Annotated in this window: 26 protein-coding genes; 4 read left to right on the top strand and 22 right to left on the bottom strand. The window is 52.8% G+C overall.

Going from position 1 to position 23,892, the window contains the following annotated elements; all coding sequences use genetic code 11:
- Window positions 1–28: 28 nt before the first annotated feature.
- From CZ787_RS03910 to CZ787_RS03920, 3 genes are all read right to left on the bottom strand, one after another.
- Complete coding sequence (locus tag CZ787_RS03910) at window positions 29–1,243, bottom strand: aspartate aminotransferase family protein (protein WP_087106376.1); 1,215 nt, start codon at window positions 1,241–1,243, stop codon at window positions 29–31.
- Window positions 1,244–1,418: 175 nt separating this feature from the next.
- On the bottom strand, window positions 1,419–2,393 hold the full coding sequence (locus CZ787_RS03915; RefSeq protein WP_087106379.1) for a GlxA family transcriptional regulator: 975 nt from the start codon (window positions 2,391–2,393) through the stop codon (window positions 1,419–1,421).
- Between the two features lie 212 nt (window positions 2,394–2,605).
- A complete protein-coding gene (locus tag CZ787_RS03920; RefSeq protein ID WP_087106381.1) occupies window positions 2,606–3,166 on the bottom strand; it encodes a bactofilin family protein in 561 nt (186 codons plus the stop codon).
- Window positions 3,167–3,367: 201 nt separating this feature from the next.
- Between CZ787_RS03920 and CZ787_RS03925 the strand changes: the two genes are divergently transcribed.
- Window positions 3,368–3,955, top strand: a complete 588-nt coding sequence (locus CZ787_RS03925; RefSeq protein ID WP_087106384.1) for a bactofilin family protein — start codon at window positions 3,368–3,370, stop codon at window positions 3,953–3,955.
- A 194-nt stretch (window positions 3,956–4,149) separates the two neighbouring features.
- Here CZ787_RS03925 and CZ787_RS03930 read toward each other — a convergent pair whose 3' ends face one another.
- From CZ787_RS03930 to fabV, 4 genes are all read right to left on the bottom strand, one after another.
- Window positions 4,150–4,962 (bottom strand): PRC-barrel domain-containing protein, encoded by an 813-nt coding sequence (locus tag CZ787_RS03930; protein WP_087106386.1) that lies wholly within the window; start codon window positions 4,960–4,962, stop codon window positions 4,150–4,152.
- Between the two features lie 152 nt (window positions 4,963–5,114).
- Window positions 5,115–5,423: a hypothetical protein gene (locus CZ787_RS03935; protein WP_087106389.1), complete on the bottom strand. Its 309-nt coding sequence runs from the start codon at window positions 5,421–5,423 to the stop codon at window positions 5,115–5,117.
- Between the two features lie 367 nt (window positions 5,424–5,790).
- A complete protein-coding gene (locus CZ787_RS03940) occupies window positions 5,791–6,354 on the bottom strand; it encodes a PRC-barrel domain-containing protein (protein ID WP_087106391.1) in 564 nt (187 codons plus the stop codon).
- 378 nt (window positions 6,355–6,732) lie between these two features.
- Window positions 6,733–7,941: an enoyl-ACP reductase FabV gene (gene fabV, locus CZ787_RS03945; RefSeq protein WP_087106393.1), complete on the bottom strand. Its 1,209-nt coding sequence runs from the start codon at window positions 7,939–7,941 to the stop codon at window positions 6,733–6,735.
- A gap of 157 nt (window positions 7,942–8,098) precedes the next feature.
- Here fabV and CZ787_RS03950 point away from each other — a divergent pair, with 157 nt between their 5' ends.
- Complete coding sequence (locus CZ787_RS03950; protein WP_087106394.1) at window positions 8,099–8,482, top strand: DUF7079 family protein; 384 nt, start codon at window positions 8,099–8,101, stop codon at window positions 8,480–8,482.
- A gap of 38 nt (window positions 8,483–8,520) precedes the next feature.
- Here the strand turns inward: CZ787_RS03950 and CZ787_RS03955 are convergent, their stop codons facing one another.
- Together CZ787_RS03955 and CZ787_RS03960 are read right to left on the bottom strand one after the other, a co-directional pair.
- On the bottom strand, window positions 8,521–9,006 hold the full coding sequence (locus CZ787_RS03955; protein WP_087106396.1) for a glutathione peroxidase: 486 nt from the start codon (window positions 9,004–9,006) through the stop codon (window positions 8,521–8,523).
- Window positions 9,007–9,108: 102 nt separating this feature from the next.
- Window positions 9,109–9,732, bottom strand: a complete 624-nt coding sequence (locus CZ787_RS03960) for a LysE family translocator (protein ID WP_140398964.1) — start codon at window positions 9,730–9,732, stop codon at window positions 9,109–9,111.
- Between the two features lie 201 nt (window positions 9,733–9,933).
- Between CZ787_RS03960 and CZ787_RS03965 the strand changes: the two genes are divergently transcribed.
- The gene (locus tag CZ787_RS03965) at window positions 9,934–10,665 is read left to right on the top strand and encodes a YebC/PmpR family DNA-binding transcriptional regulator (RefSeq protein WP_087106400.1); all 732 of its coding nucleotides are present in this window, start codon (window positions 9,934–9,936) and stop codon (window positions 10,663–10,665) included.
- On the opposite strand, the gene CZ787_RS19050 is transcribed toward CZ787_RS03965, so the two are convergent.
- Window positions 10,601–10,891 (bottom strand): hypothetical protein, encoded by a 291-nt coding sequence (locus CZ787_RS19050; RefSeq protein WP_087106402.1) that lies wholly within the window; start codon window positions 10,889–10,891, stop codon window positions 10,601–10,603. The genes CZ787_RS03965 and CZ787_RS19050 overlap by 65 nt on opposite strands.
- 163 nt (window positions 10,892–11,054) lie before the next feature.
- Between CZ787_RS19050 and CZ787_RS03975 the strand changes: the two genes are divergently transcribed.
- On the top strand, window positions 11,055–11,321 hold the full coding sequence (locus CZ787_RS03975) for a hypothetical protein (RefSeq protein ID WP_087106403.1): 267 nt from the start codon (window positions 11,055–11,057) through the stop codon (window positions 11,319–11,321).
- 62 nt (window positions 11,322–11,383) lie between these two features.
- Here CZ787_RS03975 and CZ787_RS03980 read toward each other — a convergent pair whose 3' ends face one another.
- The 12 genes from CZ787_RS03980 to CZ787_RS04035 all read right to left on the bottom strand — a co-directional run bounded on the left by CZ787_RS03980 (window position 11,384) and on the right by CZ787_RS04035 (window position 23,691).
- The gene (locus CZ787_RS03980; RefSeq protein ID WP_087106405.1) at window positions 11,384–12,391 is read right to left on the bottom strand and encodes a zinc-dependent alcohol dehydrogenase family protein; all 1,008 of its coding nucleotides are present in this window, start codon (window positions 12,389–12,391) and stop codon (window positions 11,384–11,386) included.
- Between the two features lie 56 nt (window positions 12,392–12,447).
- Window positions 12,448–14,316, bottom strand: a complete 1,869-nt coding sequence (locus CZ787_RS03985; RefSeq protein WP_087106407.1) for an ABC transporter ATP-binding protein — start codon at window positions 14,314–14,316, stop codon at window positions 12,448–12,450.
- An 18-nt stretch (window positions 14,317–14,334) separates the two neighbouring features.
- Complete coding sequence (locus CZ787_RS03990; RefSeq protein WP_087106409.1) at window positions 14,335–15,390, bottom strand: AbrB family transcriptional regulator; 1,056 nt, start codon at window positions 15,388–15,390, stop codon at window positions 14,335–14,337.
- 230 nt (window positions 15,391–15,620) lie between these two features.
- A complete protein-coding gene (locus tag CZ787_RS03995; RefSeq protein WP_087106411.1) occupies window positions 15,621–16,340 on the bottom strand; it encodes a FadR/GntR family transcriptional regulator in 720 nt (239 codons plus the stop codon).
- Window positions 16,341–16,399: 59 nt separating this feature from the next.
- Window positions 16,400–17,152: an SDR family NAD(P)-dependent oxidoreductase gene (locus tag CZ787_RS04000; protein WP_087106413.1), complete on the bottom strand. Its 753-nt coding sequence runs from the start codon at window positions 17,150–17,152 to the stop codon at window positions 16,400–16,402.
- Between the two features lie 15 nt (window positions 17,153–17,167).
- Window positions 17,168–18,001, bottom strand: a complete 834-nt coding sequence (locus tag CZ787_RS04005) for a sugar phosphate isomerase/epimerase family protein (RefSeq protein ID WP_176372168.1) — start codon at window positions 17,999–18,001, stop codon at window positions 17,168–17,170.
- Between the two features lie 14 nt (window positions 18,002–18,015).
- The gene (locus tag CZ787_RS04010) at window positions 18,016–18,921 is read right to left on the bottom strand and encodes an NAD(P)-dependent oxidoreductase (protein WP_087106416.1); all 906 of its coding nucleotides are present in this window, start codon (window positions 18,919–18,921) and stop codon (window positions 18,016–18,018) included.
- A gap of 8 nt (window positions 18,922–18,929) precedes the next feature.
- On the bottom strand, window positions 18,930–20,189 hold the full coding sequence (locus tag CZ787_RS04015; protein ID WP_087106418.1) for a TRAP transporter large permease: 1,260 nt from the start codon (window positions 20,187–20,189) through the stop codon (window positions 18,930–18,932).
- Entirely contained in the window at window positions 20,186–20,749 is a 564-nt protein-coding gene (locus CZ787_RS04020; RefSeq protein ID WP_087106420.1) for a TRAP transporter small permease, read from the bottom strand. The genes CZ787_RS04015 and CZ787_RS04020 overlap by 4 nt, the downstream gene beginning before the upstream one ends.
- A 19-nt stretch (window positions 20,750–20,768) precedes the next feature.
- A complete protein-coding gene (locus CZ787_RS04025) occupies window positions 20,769–21,749 on the bottom strand; it encodes a TRAP transporter substrate-binding protein (protein WP_087106423.1) in 981 nt (326 codons plus the stop codon).
- Window positions 21,750–21,809: 60 nt separating this feature from the next.
- The gene (locus CZ787_RS04030; RefSeq protein WP_087106425.1) at window positions 21,810–22,817 is read right to left on the bottom strand and encodes a transketolase family protein; all 1,008 of its coding nucleotides are present in this window, start codon (window positions 22,815–22,817) and stop codon (window positions 21,810–21,812) included.
- A 1-nt stretch (window position 22,818) separates the two neighbouring features.
- Window positions 22,819–23,691 carry a transketolase gene (locus tag CZ787_RS04035; RefSeq protein WP_087106427.1) on the bottom strand — a complete coding sequence of 291 codons (873 nt, stop codon included), beginning with the start codon at window positions 23,689–23,691 and terminating at the stop codon, window positions 22,819–22,821.
- Window positions 23,692–23,892 lie beyond the last annotated feature (201 nt).

The raw sequence follows: 23,892 nt of genomic DNA on the forward strand, positions 1-23,892 counted from the left end.
CCCTCTCTCAATATCGCCGTGGTCGAATTCATGCGTTGGCAACAAGGCGCTCAATCGCACGCTCTAAACGGGCCATACCTTCAGCAATGTCTGCCTCCGGCACTACCAGTGAAGGCGCCAGGCGAAGTACGTTAGGACCTGCAATCAATGCCATTACGCCTTCTTCGATGGCCAGCGGCAGAATATCCTTGGCGCGGCCTTCAAAGGCGTCCGACATCTGGGCACCTATCAACAGACCCATGCCGCGAATTTCTTTAAACACGCCATGCTTGCGATTAATGGTTTCCAGCTGCTCACGGAACAGGTCGTGGCGCTTTTGAATGCCTTCCAATACGTCTGGTGTATCGATAAATTCCAGCGCAGCCAACGCAATCGCTGAGCCCAAGGCATTACCGCCGTAGGTAGAACCATGGGTTCCAAACGCGAGGGATTTGGCGACGCTGTCGGTTGTCAGCATCGCGCCAACCGGGAAGCCGCCACCCAGCGACTTGGCACTGGTGAGAATATCGGGCGTTACGCCATAACGCTCATAGGCATACAACGTACCGCAACGGCCAACCCCGGTTTGCACTTCATCAAACACCAGCAGCGCATTGTGCTGATCGCACAGTTCGCGCAGGCCTTCTAGAAACTCGGGCGTCGCGGGCAAAATGCCGCCTTCACCCTGCATAGGTTCGACCATCACCGCACACGTGTCATCGCCCATTAAGGCACGCACACTTTCAAGATCATTAAACTCAGCGTGCAAAATACCGCCAGGCACTGGACCAAAACCCTGGGAGTACTTGGGCTGACCACCCACGCTCACGGTAAACAGCGTGCGGCCGTGGAAGGATTGGTTGAAGGAGATGATCTTGTCTTTCTTTTCGCCGTAATGGTCTACCGCGTAACGGCGCGCCAGCTTCAGTGCGGCCTCGTTGGCTTCACCGCCGGAAGAGCACAAGTACACCTTGTCAGCGAAGGTCCGTTCAACCAGCTTTTTAGCCAACTTAAGCGCGGGTTCATTAGTATAGATATTGGAGAGATGCCAGAGTTTTTCCCCCTGCTCTTTTAAGGCATTCACCAACACGGGATGGCAATGACCCAGCGAGTTCACCGCGATACCGCCCGCAAAATCAATATATTCACGCCCCTGCTGATCCCACAAGCGGCTACCTTCTCCGCGCACCGGAATAATCTGCTGCGGCGCATAGTTGGGGGTCATGTAGTGATCGAAATCCTGCCGGGTTGGGGTCGTGCTCATGGGTCAGTCCCTCTCGTTGAGTCAATCAGTTATATCAGTATACGGGGCGAGCAAGCTCACCCGCTTTCAGTAATGTGACGGTAAATTATGTAATGCTGCCCATATTTCAGATTATTTCCGAAGGGAGGTCTCTGGTGCTAATGCGTTACTGCAGATGTTGCGACGTGGACGAGCATCAGCTCAAACGCTCTTCCCGTGGGGTTAATCCAAAATGATTGCGGTAAGCCGTTGAGAAATGAGCCGCCGAGGAGAATCCCGTCGCAAACGCGATATCGCCTACCGAGCGATCACTTTCACGCAGTTGTTTACGGGCATCCTGCAAACGCAAATTGAGGTAATAGCGGCTAGGCACAGCCTGAAGATATTTTTTAAACAGGCGCTCCAACTGGCGGCGGGAAATGCCCAAATGCTCAGCCAGCTCCAGGGTCGAAAGTGGCTCTTCTATGTTGGCTTCCATCAGCGTCACAGCGTCTATCAAGCTCTGCGGGGCGTGGCCCAAGCGGTGGCGAAGCGGCACATGTTGGCGCTCATCGGCCATGCGGATTCGCTCACACATAAAGTGCTCTGACACCTGCTCAACCAGATGACTGCTCTGCTGTTGGCGCACCAGCGTCAGCATCATGTCCATGGCCGCCGTACCGCTGGCACAGGTGATCCGGTTGCGGTCGATCTCAAAAAGCTGTTGCGACAGTGTCACTTGAGGATACGCTTGGGCAAAGGCCGCAAAACGTTGCCAGGGTAAGGTCGCTCGATATCCTTCCAGCAATCCCGTGCGGGCCAACACTTCAGCTCCTCCCGCTAATCCGCCCAGCATCGTACGGCTTGGCTGGTGGCGCAGCCACTCCATTAGTTTGGCCGGTAACGCATAGGGCAGAGGCGAAGGCGCGCAGATAAGCACCATGTCCAGATGAGGCGGTGCCCCTTCCAGGGTGTAGTCAGCATGACAGGATAATTGAGCGCTGCTTCGCACCGGCTGCTCATCGGTACTGAGCGTAAACACTTGATAGAGCACCTGGCCGCTAAGCTGATTAGCCATCAGCAGCGGCTCGACGGCACTGGCATGTGAGAGCATGGAAAAGCCAGGCAGCAGTAATACCCCAATGCGCTGGCGCGCAAGCGTTAACGGGGGAGACAAAGAGCTGAGCTGCATGCCAAAACGCCATCAGTAAATGAAACGTCATCTTACCCAATTGTGACGTTTTGGGTAGCGTCTGGTAGCACCCAATAGAAAAAGGCATCGCCGTACGCTGGGCTGAGGCTATGAAGATAAAGAGCTGAGGCCTGAGAGGCCGTAGCGATAAATAGCCAGCTCTTTAAAACGGCCTTAAGAACCGCTTTAGGAAATCGTCTTAAGAAACCGCCCTAAGAAACCATCGCAGTAACGCTCTTCTGAACGACGCGATGTCTAACACTTGCTTGAAGCCAGGCACCCGCCTCACACTCTAAACATGGCGTATCAATCACACCCTGTACAGTTGCTTGTGGAAGTAGTGTGGCCCTGGCATGCGCTTTCAGTGTGCCTGAGACATGGCCATCAACGGTGACAAAACCACCTTCTATATAGGGTGCTACCTGCCCTGATGCATTCACCGTTAAAGAGTGATGCGACGCGACGACCCTGCCCTGCACGTTCCCTTTAACCAGCACGGGCTCGTTGGCGGTGATATTCCCCGTAATCGATGTGGCCGCCCCAATTCGGCTGCCCTCTTTTAACGGGACCACCATCGGTGTAACGGTGGCTTTGGGTGGTGACTGTTCAACAGCGATGTCAGAAACGAGAGAGACAGCAGGCGACGGTTGAGGCACGTCATCTGAAGAGTACGAGCCTTCAGCGCGCTGCCTTGCCTTACGGCGCCTGCCATCCCATACAATCAGTGTCATTGCGCTAACACCAATAAGAATAAACCATGCTTGAATACCCATACACCGGTCCCGCCACTGTCAATATTTTGCCCAGACTAAGGTTATACGCGATTTATTTTTATGGCGGCGCGAATAACCTCCCCCACTCGGCTTAATTCTGAGCTTTATCCAGCCGTTAAGCAGATTAAAGTATTCAATGACTTTTTATGCCCAACGCGTGCGTCTTAAAAGCGCCAGGCCGACATTTACCAGGAGTTAACGATGTTTAATAAAGCCAAGAATGCAACTGCCGAGCAAAAAACGACGCCGCCCAGCTCACCAGACTCAAGTGACACGCTTCTATCGAGCACGCCAACCAGCAGCAATGCACGCCCCAGCACCTCCATTATCGGTAGCCATACGCAAGTAGAAGGCGACATCAATAGTGATGAGGATTTGACCGTAAAAGGGCATGTTAGCGGCACTATCACCTGCAAACAGCACACCGTCACATTAGGCGCAAATAGCTATTTTAAAGGCGATGTGTTTTCTCATACCTTGCACGTATCCGGCGAAGTAGAAGGTAATTTAGTCGCATTACACCGCGCAACGATTCACAAGGGCGCCCAAGTGACTGGCACCATCGTATCACCCTGCCTTGTGCTTGAAGATGGCAGCGTTTTCCACGGCAGCATTGATATGAACGCCGACAATGAAATGCTAAAAAACAGTTTTAATGACGCGCCAACCAATACCAAAACGTTACCGGCGAAAGGCAATGCATCAGGTGTTAGTACGCGAGCGACCACCAAAGAGTCATCTGCTGACAAAGAGACCAGCCTTGCAGAGCAGGAAGAGGTAAAAGCATAAGTATCGAAACGCGCAATCGCACCTGGCTAGCGCTGATCGTATTTGAGGACCGCAGCTGAGGACCGTATTTGAGGACCGAAGTGATGGGCATAGTTATACATCGTATTGATGGACAGAGCCGCAAATAGAAAAGGGCAAGGCGCGAACGCCCTGCCCTTCCTGTCAGCATCTAAGCCGCTTATCGATCAAATCGCTTATTGGTTTTGATTCTGCTTCGCTTCGGATAGCGTCATATCGCTATCGACCTGCGTATAATTATCCTCGACATAATCCTCTGAGGACGCTTCAATCTCGTCACTGCCATACGTGGTATTCATGACGAGCTGTTCATCCTGGAGCTGCACTTCATCCATCGGTAAAGCGATTTCTGTCGCGCCGAAGCCCCAGATACCACCGACTGAGATAATAGCAAACAGGTCACCAGAGTCGTTGTGCTGAGCGATATGGTGAATATCACCGACCTCTTCGCCATCCTGGTTAATGACGACCATGCCTTCCAGCTCGCTAACCGGGTGAGACATCAATGAATTATCGCCATCCTGGTCGCTACGATTATCCTGGGCGGCCTGCTGGCGTTCTTGATCGTCATCGCTATTAACGTCGACCTGTGCATCATCGGCTTGCTCGACATTAACCTCAGGCTCGCCACCCTGCTCAACGGTAACGTTGGGCTCAGCTTCTTCAACGGTAACGTTGGGCTCGGGCTGTTCAATCGTCACGTCCGGTTCTGACTGCTCTACTCGAATATTGGGAGAGTCTTGTTCAACTCTTACCTCAGCAGGCTCCTGGTCGACTTCAACGTCCATCGTTTCGTCGCCATTAGGCTGAGACTGTGCACGGCTATCGGTTGCTGTGCCTTGTGGCGGCGTTTGCGCCGTAGCATCTTGCTGCTGCGTCATTTGATCGGCATTGTCAGTGTCGTTCTGGTTAGCGTCTTGAGCCAGAGCGCCACCTGAAAGTCCTGCACAAATCGCACCAATGGCAATCGTAAGTGTTGTCCGTTTCATAATATTGCTCCTTGTGTTGGCTTGCACTTAAAAAGCTAGTAGACCTAAGCGCCTCAGATCAAAGCTAACGATGAATTATAATAAAAGTTAACACATATATTATCACCGCCTACTTAGTAAAACTCGGCAAGACACAATGGTGAAGTTTTATATTATTCAACCGTGGTCTGGTCGGAGCCCTCATCTTTCAAAACTTCCAAACGATTACCACCTTGTTCATTCTGTGTATCGTCGCTTTCGGAACTCTGTTGAGGCCCTTGAGTGCCGGTTTCGCGCTTGGTATCACCCTGCTTCTGGTTACGGGGAGTGTCCGTACTTTGCTGCTGTCCCGCTGTCGAACTGTCCTGCTGCTGGGTCATCTGACCGCCGCTCTGTGATGCATCATTTTCATTGGCCAGCACGACTGCTGAAATGCTCGTAAAGATAGCACCGATAGCAATGGCTACTATTGTCCGGTTCATATAATTTCCTCCTTGGATGAATCACTCTTCAAAAGCTAGGCTTTGTACGAAAACTGCTTGCGCTCGGCCATACGGCGTTAAAAATCAGCTCAAAATACTCATTTACACATGTAAACTCCGTTTTTTCGCTGATTTTTGCCTTGTCTGGCCTTCGCTCAGCGACTTTTCGTACAAACCCTAGTCAACGGAGGAAAAAAGTAACAATAAAAAACCATCCTTCTTAAAACTTGTATGAAAGTTAATGACAATCTTAATAATCGTTTAACAACCAAAAAAAGCCTTGCTTCATCATACAAGGCAAGGCGAACTCATGAATAAAGCGGTTATGGCCTTTCAGACATTAGATAGCCATTCCCATTACAGTATCTTAATTAGGATGTTGCTGGGCCTGCGTTAAGGTCATACTGTTATCTATCTGGCTGAAATTGTCTTCGTCATACTGTTCTGCCGTCGCTTCTATCTCTTCACTACCGTAGGTGGTGCTGGTAACCAGTTGGTCGTCCTTCATCTCAATTTCACCTAATGGCAGCGCCACTTCATCGGCACCAATTCCCCATACGCCACCAATGGAAATAACCGCATACAAGTCACCAGACTCTTTATGCTCAACGATCCGGTCAATATCGCCAATTTCTTCATCCTGCATGTTGACCACTGTCATGCCTTCGATATCACTTATTTGGCGAGACATTAGGTCGTTCGGATCATCACTCTCATCCTGGTCAGCATCCGAAGAAGACTCCGCGTTGTCGCCTTTCATAGCGGCGGGCTGCTCACCCTGAGCGTCGTCCTGTTCATCGACCGCCTCTTCCTGTTGTTCCAGCGCGCCTTCTGGTTGACCACTTTCTTTCTGGTTATCCTCAGCGAACACGCCACTGGACATTCCAGTGCAAAGGGCTGCAATTGCAATAGCTAATGTAGTCCGTTTCATGCTGTCTCTCCTTGAGTGCCACACTCTTACAAGTTAGTTGACCAAATTGAAAATCACCAATACCCGCCAGTTGCGGGGTAATCGCTGCCTGTTTATCAAATCAGTTTCATGACATCGTCTGTTCATGGCATTTTCTGGCCCGCAGCTGAAACGACTCTGTTACGAAACGTCTTTGCCTGCGTTGGGGTCAGACGCGTCGTAATCCTGAGTGTCATCAGGCGCTAAACCAGAGGACTTGCGTATCCAGCAGTAAACATTTAACAGTGATTGATTTTATGCCTGCTGCTAACGTACTTTACGCGTCAAACGCAAATTGCCGGGCACAAAGGCCCGGCAATTCGTTAAAGCGGTAAGCGAGTCGCTTACCGATTTAACGGTTTATAAATTAATCACATCGAACTCAACATTAGGGTTCACGTCGGCGTCGTAATCGACATCATCACGCTCAAAGCCGAACAGTTTTAAGAATTCATGCTTATAGCCAGCGTAATCAGTGATATCAAACAGATTCTCGGTAGTCACTTCCGGCCACAGATCCTGGCAAGCCTGTTGGATATCGTCGCGCAGCTCCCAATCATCCAGACGCAGACGGCCTTTATCATCCGTGGCCATAGCACCGCTCTGGCCTGCAGCATAGAGCCGTTCACCGAAGAGTCGATTGAGCTGATCAATGGTGCCTTCGTGTACGCCCTGCTCTTTCATGATGCGATACACCATGGCGATATACAGCGGCATCACCGGAATAGCAGCACTGGCCTGGGTAACAACAGATTTGAGTACCGCGACATTAGCGCCACCGCCGCTAGTTTTAAGCTTGTCATCAATCGCCGTGGCCGCGCGATCCAGGTCTTCCTTGGCTTTACCCAAGGCGCCGTGCCAGTAAATCGGCCAGGTAATTTCCGTACCGATATAGCTAAACGCCACGCTGCGTGCGCCTTTGGCCAATACGCCCGCCTGGTCCAGTGCGTCCATCCACAATTCCCAATCTTCGCCACCCATCACGGTGATGGTATCGTCGATTTCCTGCTGGGTGGCAGGCTCCACTTCTGCCTCGATAATCCGGTCTTTATTGGTATCAATAGCCGTAGCGCGGTAGGTCTCACCGATCGGCTTCAGGCTTGAGCGCTTGAGTTCACCGCTATCCGGCAGCTTACGCACGGGGGATGCCAGTGAGTACACCACCAGGTCGATTTCGCCCATATCCTGTTTGATCAGTTCAATGGCTTTTTCACGCGCTTCGTTAGAGAAGGCGTCGCCATTGATAGACTTACTGTAAAGGCCTTCCTGCTTGGCAAACTTGTCAAACGCTGCGCTGTTGTACCATCCCGCCGTACCGGTTTTGGTTTCACTGCTGGGCTTTTCAAAAAACACGCCCAGCGTATCAGCACCGTAACCAAAGGCAGCGGTAATCCGAGCAGCCAAGCCGTAACCGCTGGAAGCCCCGATCACCAAAACTTTTTTGGGGCCGGCACTTTTATCCAAACCACGCGCGCGGGTTGCTTCAATCTGCTCGAGCACGTTTTGCTCGCAGCCTGTAGGGTGAGTAGTCGTGCAGATAAAGCCGCGTACTTTGGGTTTAATAATCACATCGAACCTCACTATCGGATTGATTTCATTATCAGCATGACAATGCTGTAAGCATGGCGGCTATTTTAGCTTGCCAAGCGGGCGCTGTCCGCTCTTGAGCTTATTTGCCTTTCACGGCAGGATAGTGCCCCTTCTTTTAAATGCCTGCGAGGCCATCATGAACGCACAGCAACTAGTCGACGAGCGCGGCGACCTTTGGCTTGCCTTGGCCCCCTTATGGCTAGACCGCGAACCCAGCGAACGGGATTACGCCCGCATGGTCGAGGTCATTAACCAGTACGACATGCCGCTGATGGAGCTTGAGTGGATGTTTCGCCTGGAGCTAGCCCCGGTGATGTCACGCCATCAACTTTCGATTGCCAGCGAATGGCGAAAGTTTGATGACCATAAGCTGATGCAACAGCTGGTGAGTCATAACCTGCGCTTAAAGGGGTGGCGGCGCAAAGGCTGGGCGCTTTTTTCCGGGCTAACCACCATGATGGTACGCCACCGCTGGGTCGAGCTTATGAACCGCGTTAAGGTTGCCCGTGGAGAGCATTAAGCCGCCGTCAACATTCTGATTCGTTGATGGCCAATGACCTATTCACGATCCAGCGCCGCTTCCAATGCCAAGCGTAAGGGTTGCCCATGATCTCGCGGGCCAAAACGGGCAATGACCCTGCCATCGCGTCCAACCAGAAACTTGGTGAAATTCCACTTAATGGCTTGGGTACCCAAAACCCCGGGCGCCTGTTGTTTCAGCATGACAAATAGCGGGTGTGCGTGGTTGCCATTAACACTGATTTTTTCCATCAAAGGGAAGCTTATCCCGTACGTTTGCTCACCAAACGCACAAAATGCTTCGGCACTTTCCGGCGATTGACGGCCAAACTGGTTGCAGGGAAACCCCAGCACGGTGAAGCCGCGGTCACGATAACGCTGGTATAACGCCTCAAGCTCTTTTAATTGCGGCGTAAATCCGCACTGGCTGGCCACATTAACTACCAACAGCACTTGCCCACGCAGCGCGCGTAAATTAAACGGCTGCCCTTGGTGGGTGTAACAGTCTTGATCGTAAATCGTCATTATTAAGCCTTACACCTTCCAGGCGATATAAACACTACCTTGCCACGGCTACAGGGATGGCACCAGCGCCTTATATCGATTATTGCCAAGCACAACGGCCTATTAACCTAAGGTAATGGGCCCCATGACAACGCGCAGCGCCAGCGCAATCAGTAGCACGCCGGTTAATCGATTTATCCAGTGCGCATGGCGCTGCAACCAAGGCAGTACCCGCGAATGCGACAAGCCGACCGCCACCAACACGTACCAACCACCATCAATAAGCATACCGGTTAGTACGACGATCATCTTTGCCATACTACTCATATCAGGAGTAACAAACTGGCTCAGCAACGCTACAAAAAAGATAATCAGCTTGGGATTACCCAGCGCCACGAGCATCCCCTCTTTGGCCGCCTGACGGCGAGTGGTTACCACCCCCTGTTGACTCATCACCCCCGCCCTGCCAGCCCGTAACGCCTTGATGCCTAACCAGGCTAAATAGGCGGCGCCCGCCCAGGTAATCAGTTGAAAAACGTCAGGCGAACGAGTAACTAACGCGCCCAGCCCCCAGACAGTCAAAAGCGCATAAAACCCGACGCCAGCCGCATGAAATAAAGCAGCGGTAATACCTGGCAACCGCCCACCGCCCAACGTGTGTTTTAAAACCAGAGCGAGGCTGGGCCCGGGCGACATAGCCCCCATGGCGCAGATAGCCGCGAGTGACAACCAGAGTGAAAACGGCATTTTTTCCTCTTTGTACTTGTTAATGAATCGTCGTCTACATGCGCCAATGCCGTTACCGGCTGAGTTGCTTGCTGTATAACGTCGTCTCTCTTAAATAACGCTGTTAGCATGGTACGCTGTTGGGTAAAATTTGCCCCTTTTTCGATGAAAATGACGCCTGCTGTCAAAACAGGCGTGGCACGGCTAATAAAGGACTCCGATATGGGTAGGGCGTTTCAAAACCGTAAAGAATCGATGGCTAAAACGGCCGACGCAAAAACCAAGGTTTATAGCAAATACGGGCGTGAAATTTATGTCGTTGCAAAAGCAGGCGGCTCAGACCCGAACGGTAACCTTGCCCTGCGCGGTTTAATAGAGCGTGCGAAAAGAGATCAGGTTCCCTCGCACGTTATTGATAAAGCGCTAGACAAGGCCAGCGGCGCAGGTGGCGAAGACTTCTCTCCAGCACGCTACGAAGGCTTTGGCCCCGGTAACGCCATGGTGATTGTCGACTGCTTAACCGATAACCCTAACCGCACCTTTGGCGATGTACGCGGTTGCTTTACCAAAACGAAAAGCAAGATTGGCACCCCCGGCAGCGTTAGCCACATGTTCGATCACTGCGCGATTTTTGCGTTTGTCGGCCAGGAAGAAGAGGCGGTGCTTGAAGCGCTGATGGAAGCCGATGTTGATGTGACCGACATTGAGCAGGAAGAAGCGCGTATTACGGTTTATGCGCCACACACCGAATATTCTAAAGCCAAGCAAGCCCTGCTGAATGCGTTCGGTGAGCTCGATTTTGAAATTGATGAGATTCAGTTTCTGCCGCAAAACACCACGCCGCTCGAAGGCGATGACGTGGCGCTATTTGAAAAATTTGTGGGCATGCTCACCGATCTGGACGATGTACAAAACGTCTTCCACAGCGCTGAGTTGCCAGAAGAGACAGCGTAAATAGCACGATCGGTACGTTTAAAGTGGCCGTCAGCGTATTGCTGACGGCCAGCGCAGCATTTGGTGACAACAGCGCAGGCTTAATACCGGCATCGCTCAGCACCTGCTTCCCCCGCACGGTTAGATCGGTAATAAACCAAAACTGCTGCCACACCCAACGGCCCCGACAGTACACCGCTAAACGCTGTCGCTCTTTATGGACAAGCGCTTGATGAGGAGGCGCCATCAAACAACGAACGCCCTGAGGTTTACGGTCGATACACTAAACAAGAACAAGGTTAGTATTTTGAGGATAAATCACTGCGGAGCTATTCGAACTTATCGACTAAAATGACATCTTCAGAGATAACCATTATCCGCAACCATTTCATGTTACGCAGGAGGCGACCATGAGTATTGTTCATGTTAGCGAGGCAGAGCTCTACGCCAAGCTTGAAAAATGTATGTCGGGAGAGCGCGTTCTCATTGACCAGGCTGGCAACCGGTTTAGCGCGCGCATTCAGCTCGCCCGTAAAATGGATGCAACGGTCATTCCCGAAAAACAGCTACACAAAAGTCACGATGATCCTGATGAAGTGGATAGCATCACCGTGCCTTATGAGCATATCTGGGAGCTTGAAATTAAGGGCGTGGTGTATAGCCGTTTAGCAGAATAATCGCATCGTTCTACCAGCACCCCCTTACGGGCAGTGCTGGTAAAGATCGCAAGCGAATGCCTTTAGAACGTTAAACAGATTTTTCCTAAATGCTTGCCCGCCTCCTGGTAGCGAAAGGCATCCGCAATCTCGGCTAATGCAAACTCTCGATCAATAATGGGGCGCATATCGTTAGCTTCTATAGCCTTGATCATCTCTATCTGATGGCGGCGACTGCCCACAATCAGGCCCTGCAAACGCGCCTGTTTTGCCATTAGCTTCGCGGTTGGAATGTCTCCCTGGCGGCCAGTCAGCACACCAATCAATGAGATATGCCCACCAATTTTGATCGCTTCGATAGATTGCGGCAGCGTTCCAGGTCCGCCTACTTCGACAATATGATCAACACCTTGCCCATCCGTCAGTTCATTAACCTGCTTGCCCCATTCAGGGGTTTCCTTGTAGTTAATCGTATGGGTAGCGCCCAATTCACGTAACCGCTCACGTTTCGCGTTGGAAGACGACGTCGCGATAACGTGGGCGCCCATCATGCGTGCAAACTGCAGCGCAAATATGGATACACCGCCAGAGCCCAGCACCAATACCGTATCGCCTGCTTTTAAGCCGCCATCCACCACAAGCGCACGCCATGCCGTTAACCCTGCAGTAGTGAGCGTTGCCGACTCAGCATGGCTATACCCCTTCGGCTGATGGGTAAACCACTGCGCAGGGCGAACCACCTGTTCACAGGCGTAGCCATCGACACCATCGCCAGGCGTCGTCGTAAAATCCGCAATGCGTGCAGGGCCTTCCAGCCAGTGAGGGAAGAACGTCGATACTACGCGATCACCCACTGAAAACTCGGATACTCCCTCACCTACCTCTTCAACAATACCCGCTCCATCCGACATGGGAATACGGCCGTCAGCGGTCGGCATTTTACCCGCCACTACGCCGTAATCATGAAAATTCAGCGAGCTTGCATGAATGCGTACACGAATCTCACCCGCTGCAGGTGCGCCAGGTGCCGTGGCATCCTGCACATTAAGTTTATCCAGCCCGCCTAGGGCTTGTAGCGTTACCACTTGCATTGTCGATCTCCTGGTTTAGCTGTCGTCTGGAACACGTTAGCAGAGGATCAGAAAAATCACATATCGACCCCAAGAAAGCCGCCCGACTGGCGCTTCCATAGCCCGGCATAAATACCGTCTTGAGCGAGCAATTCGGTATGCGTGCCGCTTTCTACAATACGCCCCTGCTCAACCACGATCAGCCGATCAAGCATTGCGATGGTGGAAAGACGGTGGGCAATGGCAATAACCGTTTTGCCTTCCATTAACGTATCCAACTGCTCTTGAATGGCGGCTTCCACTTCAGAGTCCAGCGCCGACGTGGCTTCATCCAACACCAAAATAGGCGCGTTTTTCAACAGCACGCGCGCGATGGCAATGCGTTGGCGCTGGCCACCCGACAGCTTAACGCCGCGCTCGCCCACATGTGCGTCCAACCCACGACGCCCCTGAGGGTCTACCAGGTCGTTAATGAACGCATCCGCATGGGCACGGCATACGGCGGCCCATACTGCCTCATCGTCTGCCTGCGGAGTGCCATAGCGAATGTTATCGCGCAGTGAACGGTGCAAAAGCGAGGTATCCTGGGTCACCATGCCAATCTGGTGACGCAACGAGGTTTGCGTGACCTGAGCGATGTCCTGATCATCGATAAGAATGCGCCCGCCCTGAACATCATAAAAACGCAGCAGCAGGTTAGCGAGGGTCGATTTACCCGCGCCCGAACGACCAATCAGGCCAATTTTCTCACCGGGGGCGATTGTCAGATTCAGTCCATCAAACACGGTTCGGCTTTCGCCTTTGGCCTGCTCATAGCCAAAACGCAGCGCGTCAAAATGAATTTTACCCGCCGGTACATGGAGGGCTGGCGCATTGGGCACATCACTGATGGTCGGTTCGCGGGCGATAGTGTTCATGCCATCCTGTACCGTACCAATATTTTCAAACAAGCCCGCCACTTCCCATAAAATCCAGTCAGACATAAAGCGGATCCGCATCACCAGCGCAATCGCGATGGTTAATACGCCTAGCGAAATGGCATCGTAATACCAGGTGCTAATCGCCATGCCTGCCGTGCCTACCAGCAGCGCGGTATTTAGCAGCGTCAGGCAGACACTCATAATGGTGACCAAACGCATCTGCTGATGCACGGTTTCCATGAATCCTTCCATGGCATCGCGTGCATAGCGCTGCTCACGCTCGGTATCCGCAAATAGCTTTATGGTTTGAATATTGCTGTAGCTGTCGACCACGCGCCCGGTCATCTGCGCGCGGGCGTCGGCCTGCGCCATGGACACATCACGCAGCCGAGGAACAAAAAAGCGCATGATGGCCAAATACCCAATGAGCCAAAGCCCCAAAGGGAGCAATAGCCATAAATCGGCCCGCCCCAACAAAATCGCCGCACCGGTAAAATACACAATCGCGTAGACCAAAAGGCCCATCACCTTAGTGACCGTTTCGCGGATCGCCAAGGCGGTTTGCATCACTTTTTGGGATACCCGCCCGGCAAACTCGTCCTGATAAAAAGCCAGGCTTTGGTTAAGCATATGACGATGCGAGAGCCAACGGCCAATCATCGGATAATTACCGAAGATGCTTTGATGAGTAATCAACGATTGAGCCAGCACCAACAGCGGCAGCCCCACAAGCATCAACACACCGACCCCGGTCAACCAAAGCCCATTCGCAGCCCAAAAGCCTTCACGCTCTACATTGCCCAGCCAATCAATCAGTTGCCCCATGTAGTTAAAGAAAAGCACCTCCGCGGATGACACCAGCGCAGTAAACAGCGTCATGGCAATCAGCAACGGCAATACCGGGCGCGAGAAGTGCTTGATGAAGGGCAATAGGCCTTTAGGCGGTGTTTGAACATCCTCCATGGGGTAAGGATCTACGCGCGTTTCAAAGTAACGAAATAGCGGCTGCAGCATACGAGAAAACATGAACGTTCCTTACGTTACTTATCGATCATTAGTAGGGTTAGATGCCTGATGCCGTAAAAGCCAGCGAGCCCAAAATGGCGCAAAGACCATCAACGTCACCATGCGAAGAAGGTGGTGAAATGCGACAAATACCGGATCAATATTAAGCGCCACCGCCAAAATGGCCATCTCGCCAACCCCGCCGGGTGCCAGCGCCAGCAGGGCTACATCACGGCCAACGCCCACAAACTGATGAATCAACTCAGCAAACAGGGCCAACACCATAAGCGCCAACAGCGTGGCAATGCCTGACTGCCATAAATAGCGCCCCCATAACCGTCGCGTCATGCCTTTAAAGCGAGAACCGATTGCGCTGCCCAATACCCAAAGCATCAGGTTCATCCCCCAATCAGGCAACCGAAGACTTGCAATATCAAACCCTGAAAGCAGTGCAGCGGTAAGCAACGGTACCAATAAGGCGGGGGTAGGAAAGCGTAGCCAGCGCCCGAGCGGCAGTAGCAGAGGGATAAGCAACAGCATCCAGGCATGTTCAAACTCATTTGCCCGCAACGCCATGTCACCGTCCCCGCCCTCGTAGGCCCAAAAAAGAGGAGGTAACACTAAAATCACCAAAATCACGCGAATCGACTGGGCAATAGCAATACGCTGAGGGTCGCCGCCACATTTGTCGCCCAGAATAATCATCGCGGTCATGGCGCCGGGAGCGGCGGCAAACCAAGCGCTGACGGAATCAAACCCACAGCGCCGATACCAGGCCGAGGCCGCCACCGTAGAGGCGCTAATGCCCGCTAACAACAGCACGGCTGATATTGGCCAATCGACCACCCGCTGAGCGAGTTCCGGTGTTACCTGGCTGCCTAACACCAACCCCATAACAGCGAGAAAAACATTACGCAGTCGCTCCGGCACTACAACGTTAACGCCCCGAGAGGAAACCAGCAAATTGGCAACCAGAGGGCCAAGCATCCAGGCAAGCGGTAAACCGGTCAGTTGAAAAATCGTGCCGCCTAGCGCACCAACGCTTAGCGACGTTAACAGCCCTTTTGCACTTCTTGTACTTACAACACCTTTCACACCAGCCCTCGCTACCGAAATCTGCGCTAGCGGGTTAATTTATTAACCCGCTAAATATAACGATAGTTTATCACTGACCAGGCTATACAAGGACACCAATAGCAAGGAAGCCGACGCTGCTTGCAGGATTGCCAGCGCTAACGCGGTGAAGACTGACGTGTATCAGGCAGGCAGCAACGCTACGCTACGCTGGCTATCAAAATAGCTCCGCTGCCTTGGAATATAAGCGCTTACTCTATCGAAAAAGCAGGCGCTTTCTTTTGAGGGAAGGAGCGTAATGTCTGCTGATTCCAGGTCTCAAAGTGGTCGTGCATAGCTTGGCGTGCCAACTCGCGATCACGGGTTTTAACAGCATCAACAAGCGCGATATGCGTCTCGTTGGTTTTCTTTTGTGCGCCCTTTGACTGCCTGGCAAGAACCCTGCGCTGATGAAGTACTTTTTTAAGCACCGATGACAGTCCTTGAAAAATAATCAACACAGCGGGATTTTTGGCCATAATCGCCAACAGCTCATGAAACTCGTAATCCGCCTGAATACCTTCAAGTACATCGGTGGAATTAACGATCTTGCTGCAGAGCCTTTCAAGCTGCTCTAGCTCATGGGCCTGATGGTTGACCGCGGCTGCCTGGACAATCTCTTTTTCAAACATTTCCCGGGCAGTTTCAAGATGATCGACAGAGATATAATTAAGTTTTAGCGCCAGCTCAAAGTAGAGCTGAATAAACACCGGCTCCGGCATTTTGAGAAAGGTGCCACTGCCCTGCTTGCGCTCAATGAACCCAAGGCTATGCAATACTGAAAGTACATTTCGTACCGATGAGCGGTGCATATCAAAGTGCTCGCAGAGCGCTCTTTCTGGAGGGAGCTTTAACCGGCCATCCTTGGAAAGTTCGGAGACAGAAACAAACTCCTTAAGCCTATCCAAAAGATTCGGATCCATTTGGCTCATAGCGTCATCCAAGTGCTACCCCTATACCGTATTTTAAGTATAAGGGTAGCTTATCATAGTCAGTGAATGTGCATACCGCCGTTCACATCCAGAGTAGTCCCTGTCATGTAGCTTGAGAGATCACTTGCCAGGAAAAGGAAAGCATTGGCAACATCGGCGGGTCCACCCAAGCGGGCGAGCGGAATACCTTCCAGGATTTTTGCTTTCATTTGATCATCAAGTTTGCCAGCAGTAATGTCGGTGGCAATCAAGCCAGGCGTTACGGAGTTAACACGAATACCGGATGCACCGAGCTCGCGCGCCATGGCTTTTCCAAGCCCCAGCATACCGGCCTTGGCCGCACTATAATGTGGGCCACCGAAGATACCACCGCCGCGTTGTGCAGAAACCGAAGATGTATTAATGATAGACCCAGCTCCGCCCTGTTTCATGTGCGGCACGACAGCTTGCGACATATACATCATGCCACGCAGGTTAACGTCTAAAATACGGTCGTAATCTTCTGGCGTAATCTCTTCAAACTTAACCGGCTGAGTGATGCCTGCGTTATTGACCAGCACATCAATTCTACCAAACTTTTCCATCACGGCTTTCGCCAGACTGAAGCAGTCATCACGGCTTACCACGTTACCTGTTACGACCATCGAGCGGTCAGCGTCAAACTCGCTGCGTACTTTCTCGCAGGCTGCCTCATTGATGTCGGAAATAACAATGGAAGCACCGTGCTCGTAGAAGAGACGCGCCGTTCTAAGACCAATACCTTTTTCACCGGCAGCGCCAGTCACGATACATACTTTACCTTTAAGCAGCATGACGTTTTCCTTTTATTAATGTTGGGTCAGTAAAGCCAACTCCTCAAGGGAGCGTAAAATTTGCGACTCGATCCTATCGAGCGGCAGTGGTTGTTCATCGCGCCACGGCTGAGCACCAGCATCGCGATGCAGTCGAAATGGAAGTTCCAGCGAGAACGGCTTACCTTGGTCAAGCAGCGAAGCAGCGAGCGCTTTATCATCCGTATCACCTTCGCCGAACGGAACAAAATCGAACCCATCGCTACGTCGAGCACAGGGCTTGAGATGAAAGTGATCGGCGATAGACATGGCCGCCAGAGCATCATCAAGGGCGTTCTTATTTAGGCAGTGGGAAAGCAAATTGCCCATGTCGTAGTTAATGCCAAAGGCCTCATCACCCAACCGTTCAAGTAACGCCGACGCATCCGCTGAGCTATCGAACACGTTGGGCGCCCCGTTACCGGGGTTTTCAAGCAAAATACGCACGCCGTACTCACGCGCAATGGCGGCCAGTGTATCGGCCTGCTTAAAGAACGTGCTCTCATGCTCACTCGTGGCCGCGTTGGTAATGACAAAACCTGCGCCTAGCGAAGCCGCAAAACGGCAGCGCGCCTCAAGCCTGGCAGCAGCGTTTTCAAGCCCCAGATCAATATGGCCTGAGAAGTAACGACACTGCTGGCCATAGCGGCGCATCTCGCTTTTCAAATCGCTGGCAAATGACTCGGTAAAGTCGCTATCAGTAAACGCCTCTACGTAGCCATCGATAAAAGCGAACTCAACATTTTTTACCCCGCACCGCGCAAGCGAAGGCAAGATCACATCGAACCCATAGCCATCGTAGGCAGCGGTACTGACGGATATAAAACTCATTGCCATAGGTCGCCTCATCCCTTGCCGTTGAGCAGGCGGTAGGTGCGGATGACCTGGCTATCATCAAGCTTGCCCTCCCCCCGCTCGGAGCTTGCCACGAACATCTGCCGGGCGGTCTCCGCCAGCGGCGTGAACGCTTTGGCGACCTTGGCGGAGTCGCAGACAATGCCCATGTCCTTACAGAAGATATCGACGACGCTGGTGACCTCGCCGGGTTCGGCAATCATGCGTGGGCCGCGGTCGCCCAGCATCCAGCTCGAAGCGGCCGAGCCCTGCACCATCGAAAGCATGACCGATGACTCGATTCCGCTCTTTTCAGCAAGCGACAGCGCCTCGGCGGCCGCGGCGATATGCACGCCGCACAGCAACTGGTTAACGGCTTTCATGGCCGCGCCCTGGCCCGCCGTGGGCCCGGCGACGAACACCGCCTTTCCCATCACCTCGAACGCTTTCGAACAACGGCCAAGGGCCTCCTCGCTACCGGCGGCCATGATAGTCAGTTCACCGGCTTGGGCGCCTACGACCCCGCCGGAGACCGGCGCATCGATGTAATGAAGACCCGGTCGAACCGCTGCCACTTCGCTGGCGATACCAGCGGCGTCGCTTGGCGCAATCGTCGACATCTGCACGATACAGGCACCTTCTTTTAGCGACGACACGACGCTTGAAGTGGTGCCGTCACCTGCGTTGTTGCCAAACAACACGGCGCGCACCTGTTCGGCGTTCACCACCATGATAAAAAGTGCATTACAATCGGCGAGATAACGATGCTTTGCGTCGCTCGAAGTGGCCTGATCGTTGAAGGTTGTTTCAACCTGCTCAAACGCGTCAATACCCAGCACGTTGAAGCCTGCGTTTTTCAAGCACGTCGCCATGGGTCGGCCCATAGCGCCAAGCCCAGCAAAAGCTATGTTATGCATATCAAACCTCAGTAGATGATCAGTGCCGGTACGTAAGAAACAAGCAGCAGCACGATAATGGCCACCAGATAGAAAGGTGCGAGCTCCTTTACTACCGCTCCGATACGCTCGCGGGCGATCGCCGCCGAGACGAACAGTGTTGTGCCAATAGGCGGCGTAAACAGGCCAATACTCAGGTTCACGCACATCATGATGCCCAGTTGCACCAGATCCAGCCCAATAGCGTTGGCAATGGAGACAAGTGTGGGGCCCAAGAGCAGGATGGCTGCAGGCAAGTCCAGGAACATGCCGATGAAAAGCAGCAGCAGGTTGATCGCCAGGATTATCAGAAGCGGGTGTTTCAGATACTCAACGGCCCACTGGGCAACTGCTTGCGGCACACCACCCGAGGTCAAGATATAGGCGATGATATTGGCCGCTGCGATGATCAGCATCACGATGCCCGTGGTGATGACCGTATTGACCAGCGCCGCCATAACCCGCTCGCCGGTCAAATCGCGATAGATGATACCGCTGACCATCAGCGCGTAGGCCACGGCGATGATGCTGACCTCAGTGGGCGTGGCAATACCGGCTCTTAGCAGTACCACGATAAACACCGGCATCAGCAGCGCAGGCAGCGCGGTGAACAGCGTGCTGCGCATCTCGGCGCGCGTGTGCTTGAGTTTAAGACGAGGAAACTCGCGGCGCTTGCCCACAAAGTAACAGGCCAGCATCATACCGGCCGCCAGCATCAGGGCGGGAATAACGGCGGCGATAAACAGCGAGGCAATGGAACTGTTGGATACCGTGGCAAACAAAATCAGCGGAATCGAGGGCGGCATCAGACCAGCAATGACCGAGGAAGCCGATGTGACCGCGGCTCCAAATGCTCCAGGATAGCCTTCCCTTTTCTGCCACGGAATGAGCATCGAACCCAGTGCCGAGGCTTCCGCCACCGACGAGCCGGATACGCCCCCGAACACCGTCGAGCCCACCACGCTTACCTGCCCCAGCCCGCCGTGATACTTGCCCACCAGCATTGACGCTAGACCGACCAGCTTCTGACCCAACTTGCCCGACATCATCAGACTACCGGAAAGAATAAAGAAAGGAATCGCCAGAAGTGGGAAGCTCTGCGTTGGTTGAAAAATCTTCATCAACGCCATGCTGGAAGGCATAGGCCCGAAGACCGACAATGCCGCCCAACCGCTAATGACTAGCGAATACCCCACGGGCATTGCCATCAGCAAGAAGAGAACAAACGCCACTAGCATTTGAACTGTCATATTCCTTCCTCCCCGTGCGATACCTGCGGGCCTGACTGCTCCTCACCGCCCACCAGAACCAATGCACTATTGATCAGCGAGACAAGCGCGAGCCCTGCAAACCCAGCAACCACCGACCAATACGCCCAAGACATGCCAAGACGAGTAATGGGAAAACGCTGTCCGCCTGCAATCTCCACCACATTCAAGCCGTGATAAGCCATAGTGCTGAAAGCAACCAGCGCGATCACATTCACAGTGAGTGTCACCACTTTTCGGGGTAGCCTTGGTAGCTTCTCCACCACCAGCTCAATCCCGATATGTTCGTTTCTGGCCGCAGCCGCCACGATGGCGCCCATGGTTAACCAAGGAAAGAACAGGTTGGGAATTTCCGTCACCCAGCCAAGGTTTGTCGAGAAAAGATAGCGAACTACCACCCCAGAGAGCAGAGACACGAAAATGGTCACGATCGAAATGATCGCCAACCACTTGGATACTTGATAAATCAAGTTCTTCGAGCCGATTAACAGCGAAACCGGCTTACCGGCTTCGCTGTTGCGGCTCTCGTCTGAGAGCGTCATGAAAAGCCCCTCCGGTTCGTTACTGCTGCCCGTTTTGAGCGGCGTTAACTACCATGTCCACAAGCTCGGGATATTCTTCCCGCCACAGATCGTAAACCGAGGAGGTCGCTTCGACAAAAGGCGCCTTATCAACCTCGTTAATGCTCACTCCGGCGTCTTCGATCAAGCCACGAAGCCGTTCATCGGCTTCAAGAGAAGCTTGGCGATTGAATTCACCTGCCTCGTTAGCCGCTTCCCGAACCGCCTGCTGCTGCTCAGCAGAGAGCATGTCCCACATCATCTTGCTCATGAGCAGTGGAGTGGACTCATACTTGTGCCCGGTCAGCGAGATATAGTCCTGAACTTCGTGGAGCCTTGACGAGTAGGTATTCATCAAAGGATTTTCCTGACCGTCTACCACTCCCTGTTCAAGCGCGATGTAAAGCTCGGAGAAATTCATGGGGGTAGGGTTGGCACCCAATGCCTCAAAAATATCCACCGTCATTTCATCCGGCGGCGTACGAATTTTGAGGCCTTGCAGGTCGGCTGGCGTTTCGATTGGCCGCACGTTATTGCTAACGTGACGAATTCCATTATCCCACAGCCCGAGCAGTACCAAGTTCTGCTCTTCGGCCAAGCGTTTCAGCTCCTCACCCACTTCTCCATCCATGACCTCCCAAGCGGCGGGAAGCGAGTCGAAGAGAAAAGGTAGACCCAGCACAGAGAACTGGGGCACTACGCTGGAGGTTGCGCCTTGGCTATTGGTACTGAACGCCAGGGTACCCATACGCATGAGCGTCAAGGCTTCCATGTCGTCGCCGTACTGGGCGTTACCGCCAACATCAACTCTCAACTCACCACCGGTTTTTTCCTCAACCAATTCGGCAAAAAGCTCGGATGCCTCCCACTTGGGGTTTCCCTCTGCCGCATTGTGCGTTAGTTGAAGGGTCTGTTGGGCGGTGGCACTGCCTGCAAATAAAACAGCGCCGGCGATGGCAGTAGCAAGTACAGTTTTTTTCATGACGTTTCTCTCAATTCGATTATTTGTTGTAAGTTGTAACTAGCGTATTAAGTTTCTGAATCAATTAACGTTTACAGCAACATGTTGCTCAATGGTTTTGACTACCTCCTTGGTAGAAATACCGTAGCGGTCATGTAGGGTGGGCAACGCACCGGCATCTAAAAACTCATCCGGCAGGCCGATCTGGTAGAACTTGACGGCCACACCCTCTTTCATTAGAAGCGAGGCCACGCTTTCACCCAAGCCGCCTACTACCGAGTGGTTCTCGGCGACAAAGACGGGGCGGTCCGGGTGGCGGCGCACTTCTTCCAGAATAGTCTGGGTATCCAGCGGCTTGATGGTGGCACAGTGCAGCACGCCCACCTCTTTGCCTTTCTCCTTGAGCTCGTCGGAAGCCTCGATAGCCCGCATAGTCATCAGGCCTGAGGAGATAATCAGGGCGTCTTTACCGTCGATCAGTTGCTTGGCCTTGCCAATTTCGAACTTGTAACCTTCGAAGCGGTCCAGCACGCGCGGCACCTTGCCCCGCAGCAGGCGCAGATATACCGGGCCGTTGAAATCCACCATCGCCTGAACGGACTGCTCGATATCGACCGCATCACACGGGTCGACGATCGTCAGGTTCGGCATGCCGCGAAAGATGGCAACATCTTCGGTGGCTTGGTGGCTCGGGCCGTAGCCGGTGGTCAGGCCAGGCAAGCCGCCGACGATCTTGACGTTAAGATTCTCTTCGGCAATCGCCAGGCAGATAAAATCATAGGCGCGGCGCGAGGCGAATACGCTATAGGTGGTCACGAAGGGAATGAAGCCTTCGCGAGCCATACCGGCACCGGCCATCATCAAAAGCTGCTCGGCCATACCCATCTGGTAATAACGATCCGGGTAGGCCTTGGCGAAAATATGCAGGTCGGTGTACTTTCCCAAGTCCGCGGTCATACCGACGATCTTGTCGTTTTTACCGGCGGCCTCGACCAGCGCGTGGCCAAACGGCGCCGAGGTAGTCGGCTGGTCTTCCCCCGCAATGGAGGCGATCATGGCCGATGTTTTAAGCTTCTTCTTGGCGCTCATCTTATTTCTCCCCTGACTGGATACCGTAAACGTCATCAAGCTCTTTGAGCGCCACGCTCCATTCGTTTTCATCCACACGAATAAAGTGGTTCTTATCCCGTTTTTCCAAAAAGGGCACGCCGCGGCCCATCAAGGTGTCGCAAATGATCACGCGGGGCTTGTCGGAGTTACTTGCCAAGGCGTTATCGAAGGCTTCAAGTACGGCTTCAAGATCGTTGCCATCAACGCGGTAGGTTTCCCAGCCAAACGCCGTCCACTTATCTGCGATGGGCTCGTAATTAAGCACCATGGAAGACTTGTCGTCGGCTTGCTGGTCGTTAACATCAACGATGGCAATCAGGTTATCCAGCTTCCAGTGCGCAGCTGAGGCAACAGCTTCCCAAGTGGAGCCTTCGTTCAACTCACCATCGGATAACAGATTAAAAATCCGTGAAGTGCTCTGTTTGCGCTTAAGACCAAGCGCCATGCCAACACCGATACCTAAACCGTGCCCCAAGGAGCCGCCGGTGATTTCCATGCCCGGGGTATAAGCGGCCATACCGGACATGGGCAGGATGCTGTCATCACTGCCGTAGTCTTCAATCTCGTCTTCGCTGATAACGCCTGCCTCAATCAGAGCGGCATAAAGAGCGATGGCATAGTGGCCAATGGACAGCAGAAAGCGATCCCGCTCTTCCCATTCGGGATTTTTAGGATCGATTTTTAAAGCGTGGAAGTAGGAAACGGCCAGTACATCGGCGATTCCCAAGGCTTGACCCACATAGCCCTGACCTTGCACCTCGCCCATACGTAGGGCGTGACGGCGAATATTGTAAGCCCGCTTCCGAAGCGCCTCTACGGTACTGGCCTTCGATGCGGTAGCTGTTTGACTCATGCAAGTCACCTCCAATTGGTTGACCAATTGAAGATATAGGCAATTTATATTCCTCGAAACAGAACTTTAGTCTATGGTAAATTACATTAACTTTAATAAATATAGAAAAATAAAATAATTAAAACCATTTAAAAATTCAATAAAAACAATCAGATGAATGAGAAATATCGCCTAACCATATAAAGCAGGCACGCAAAATCA

The organism is Halomonas citrativorans, from assembly GCF_900163645.1.
Classification (GTDB): Bacteria; Pseudomonadota; Gammaproteobacteria; order Pseudomonadales; family Halomonadaceae; genus Vreelandella; species Vreelandella citrativorans.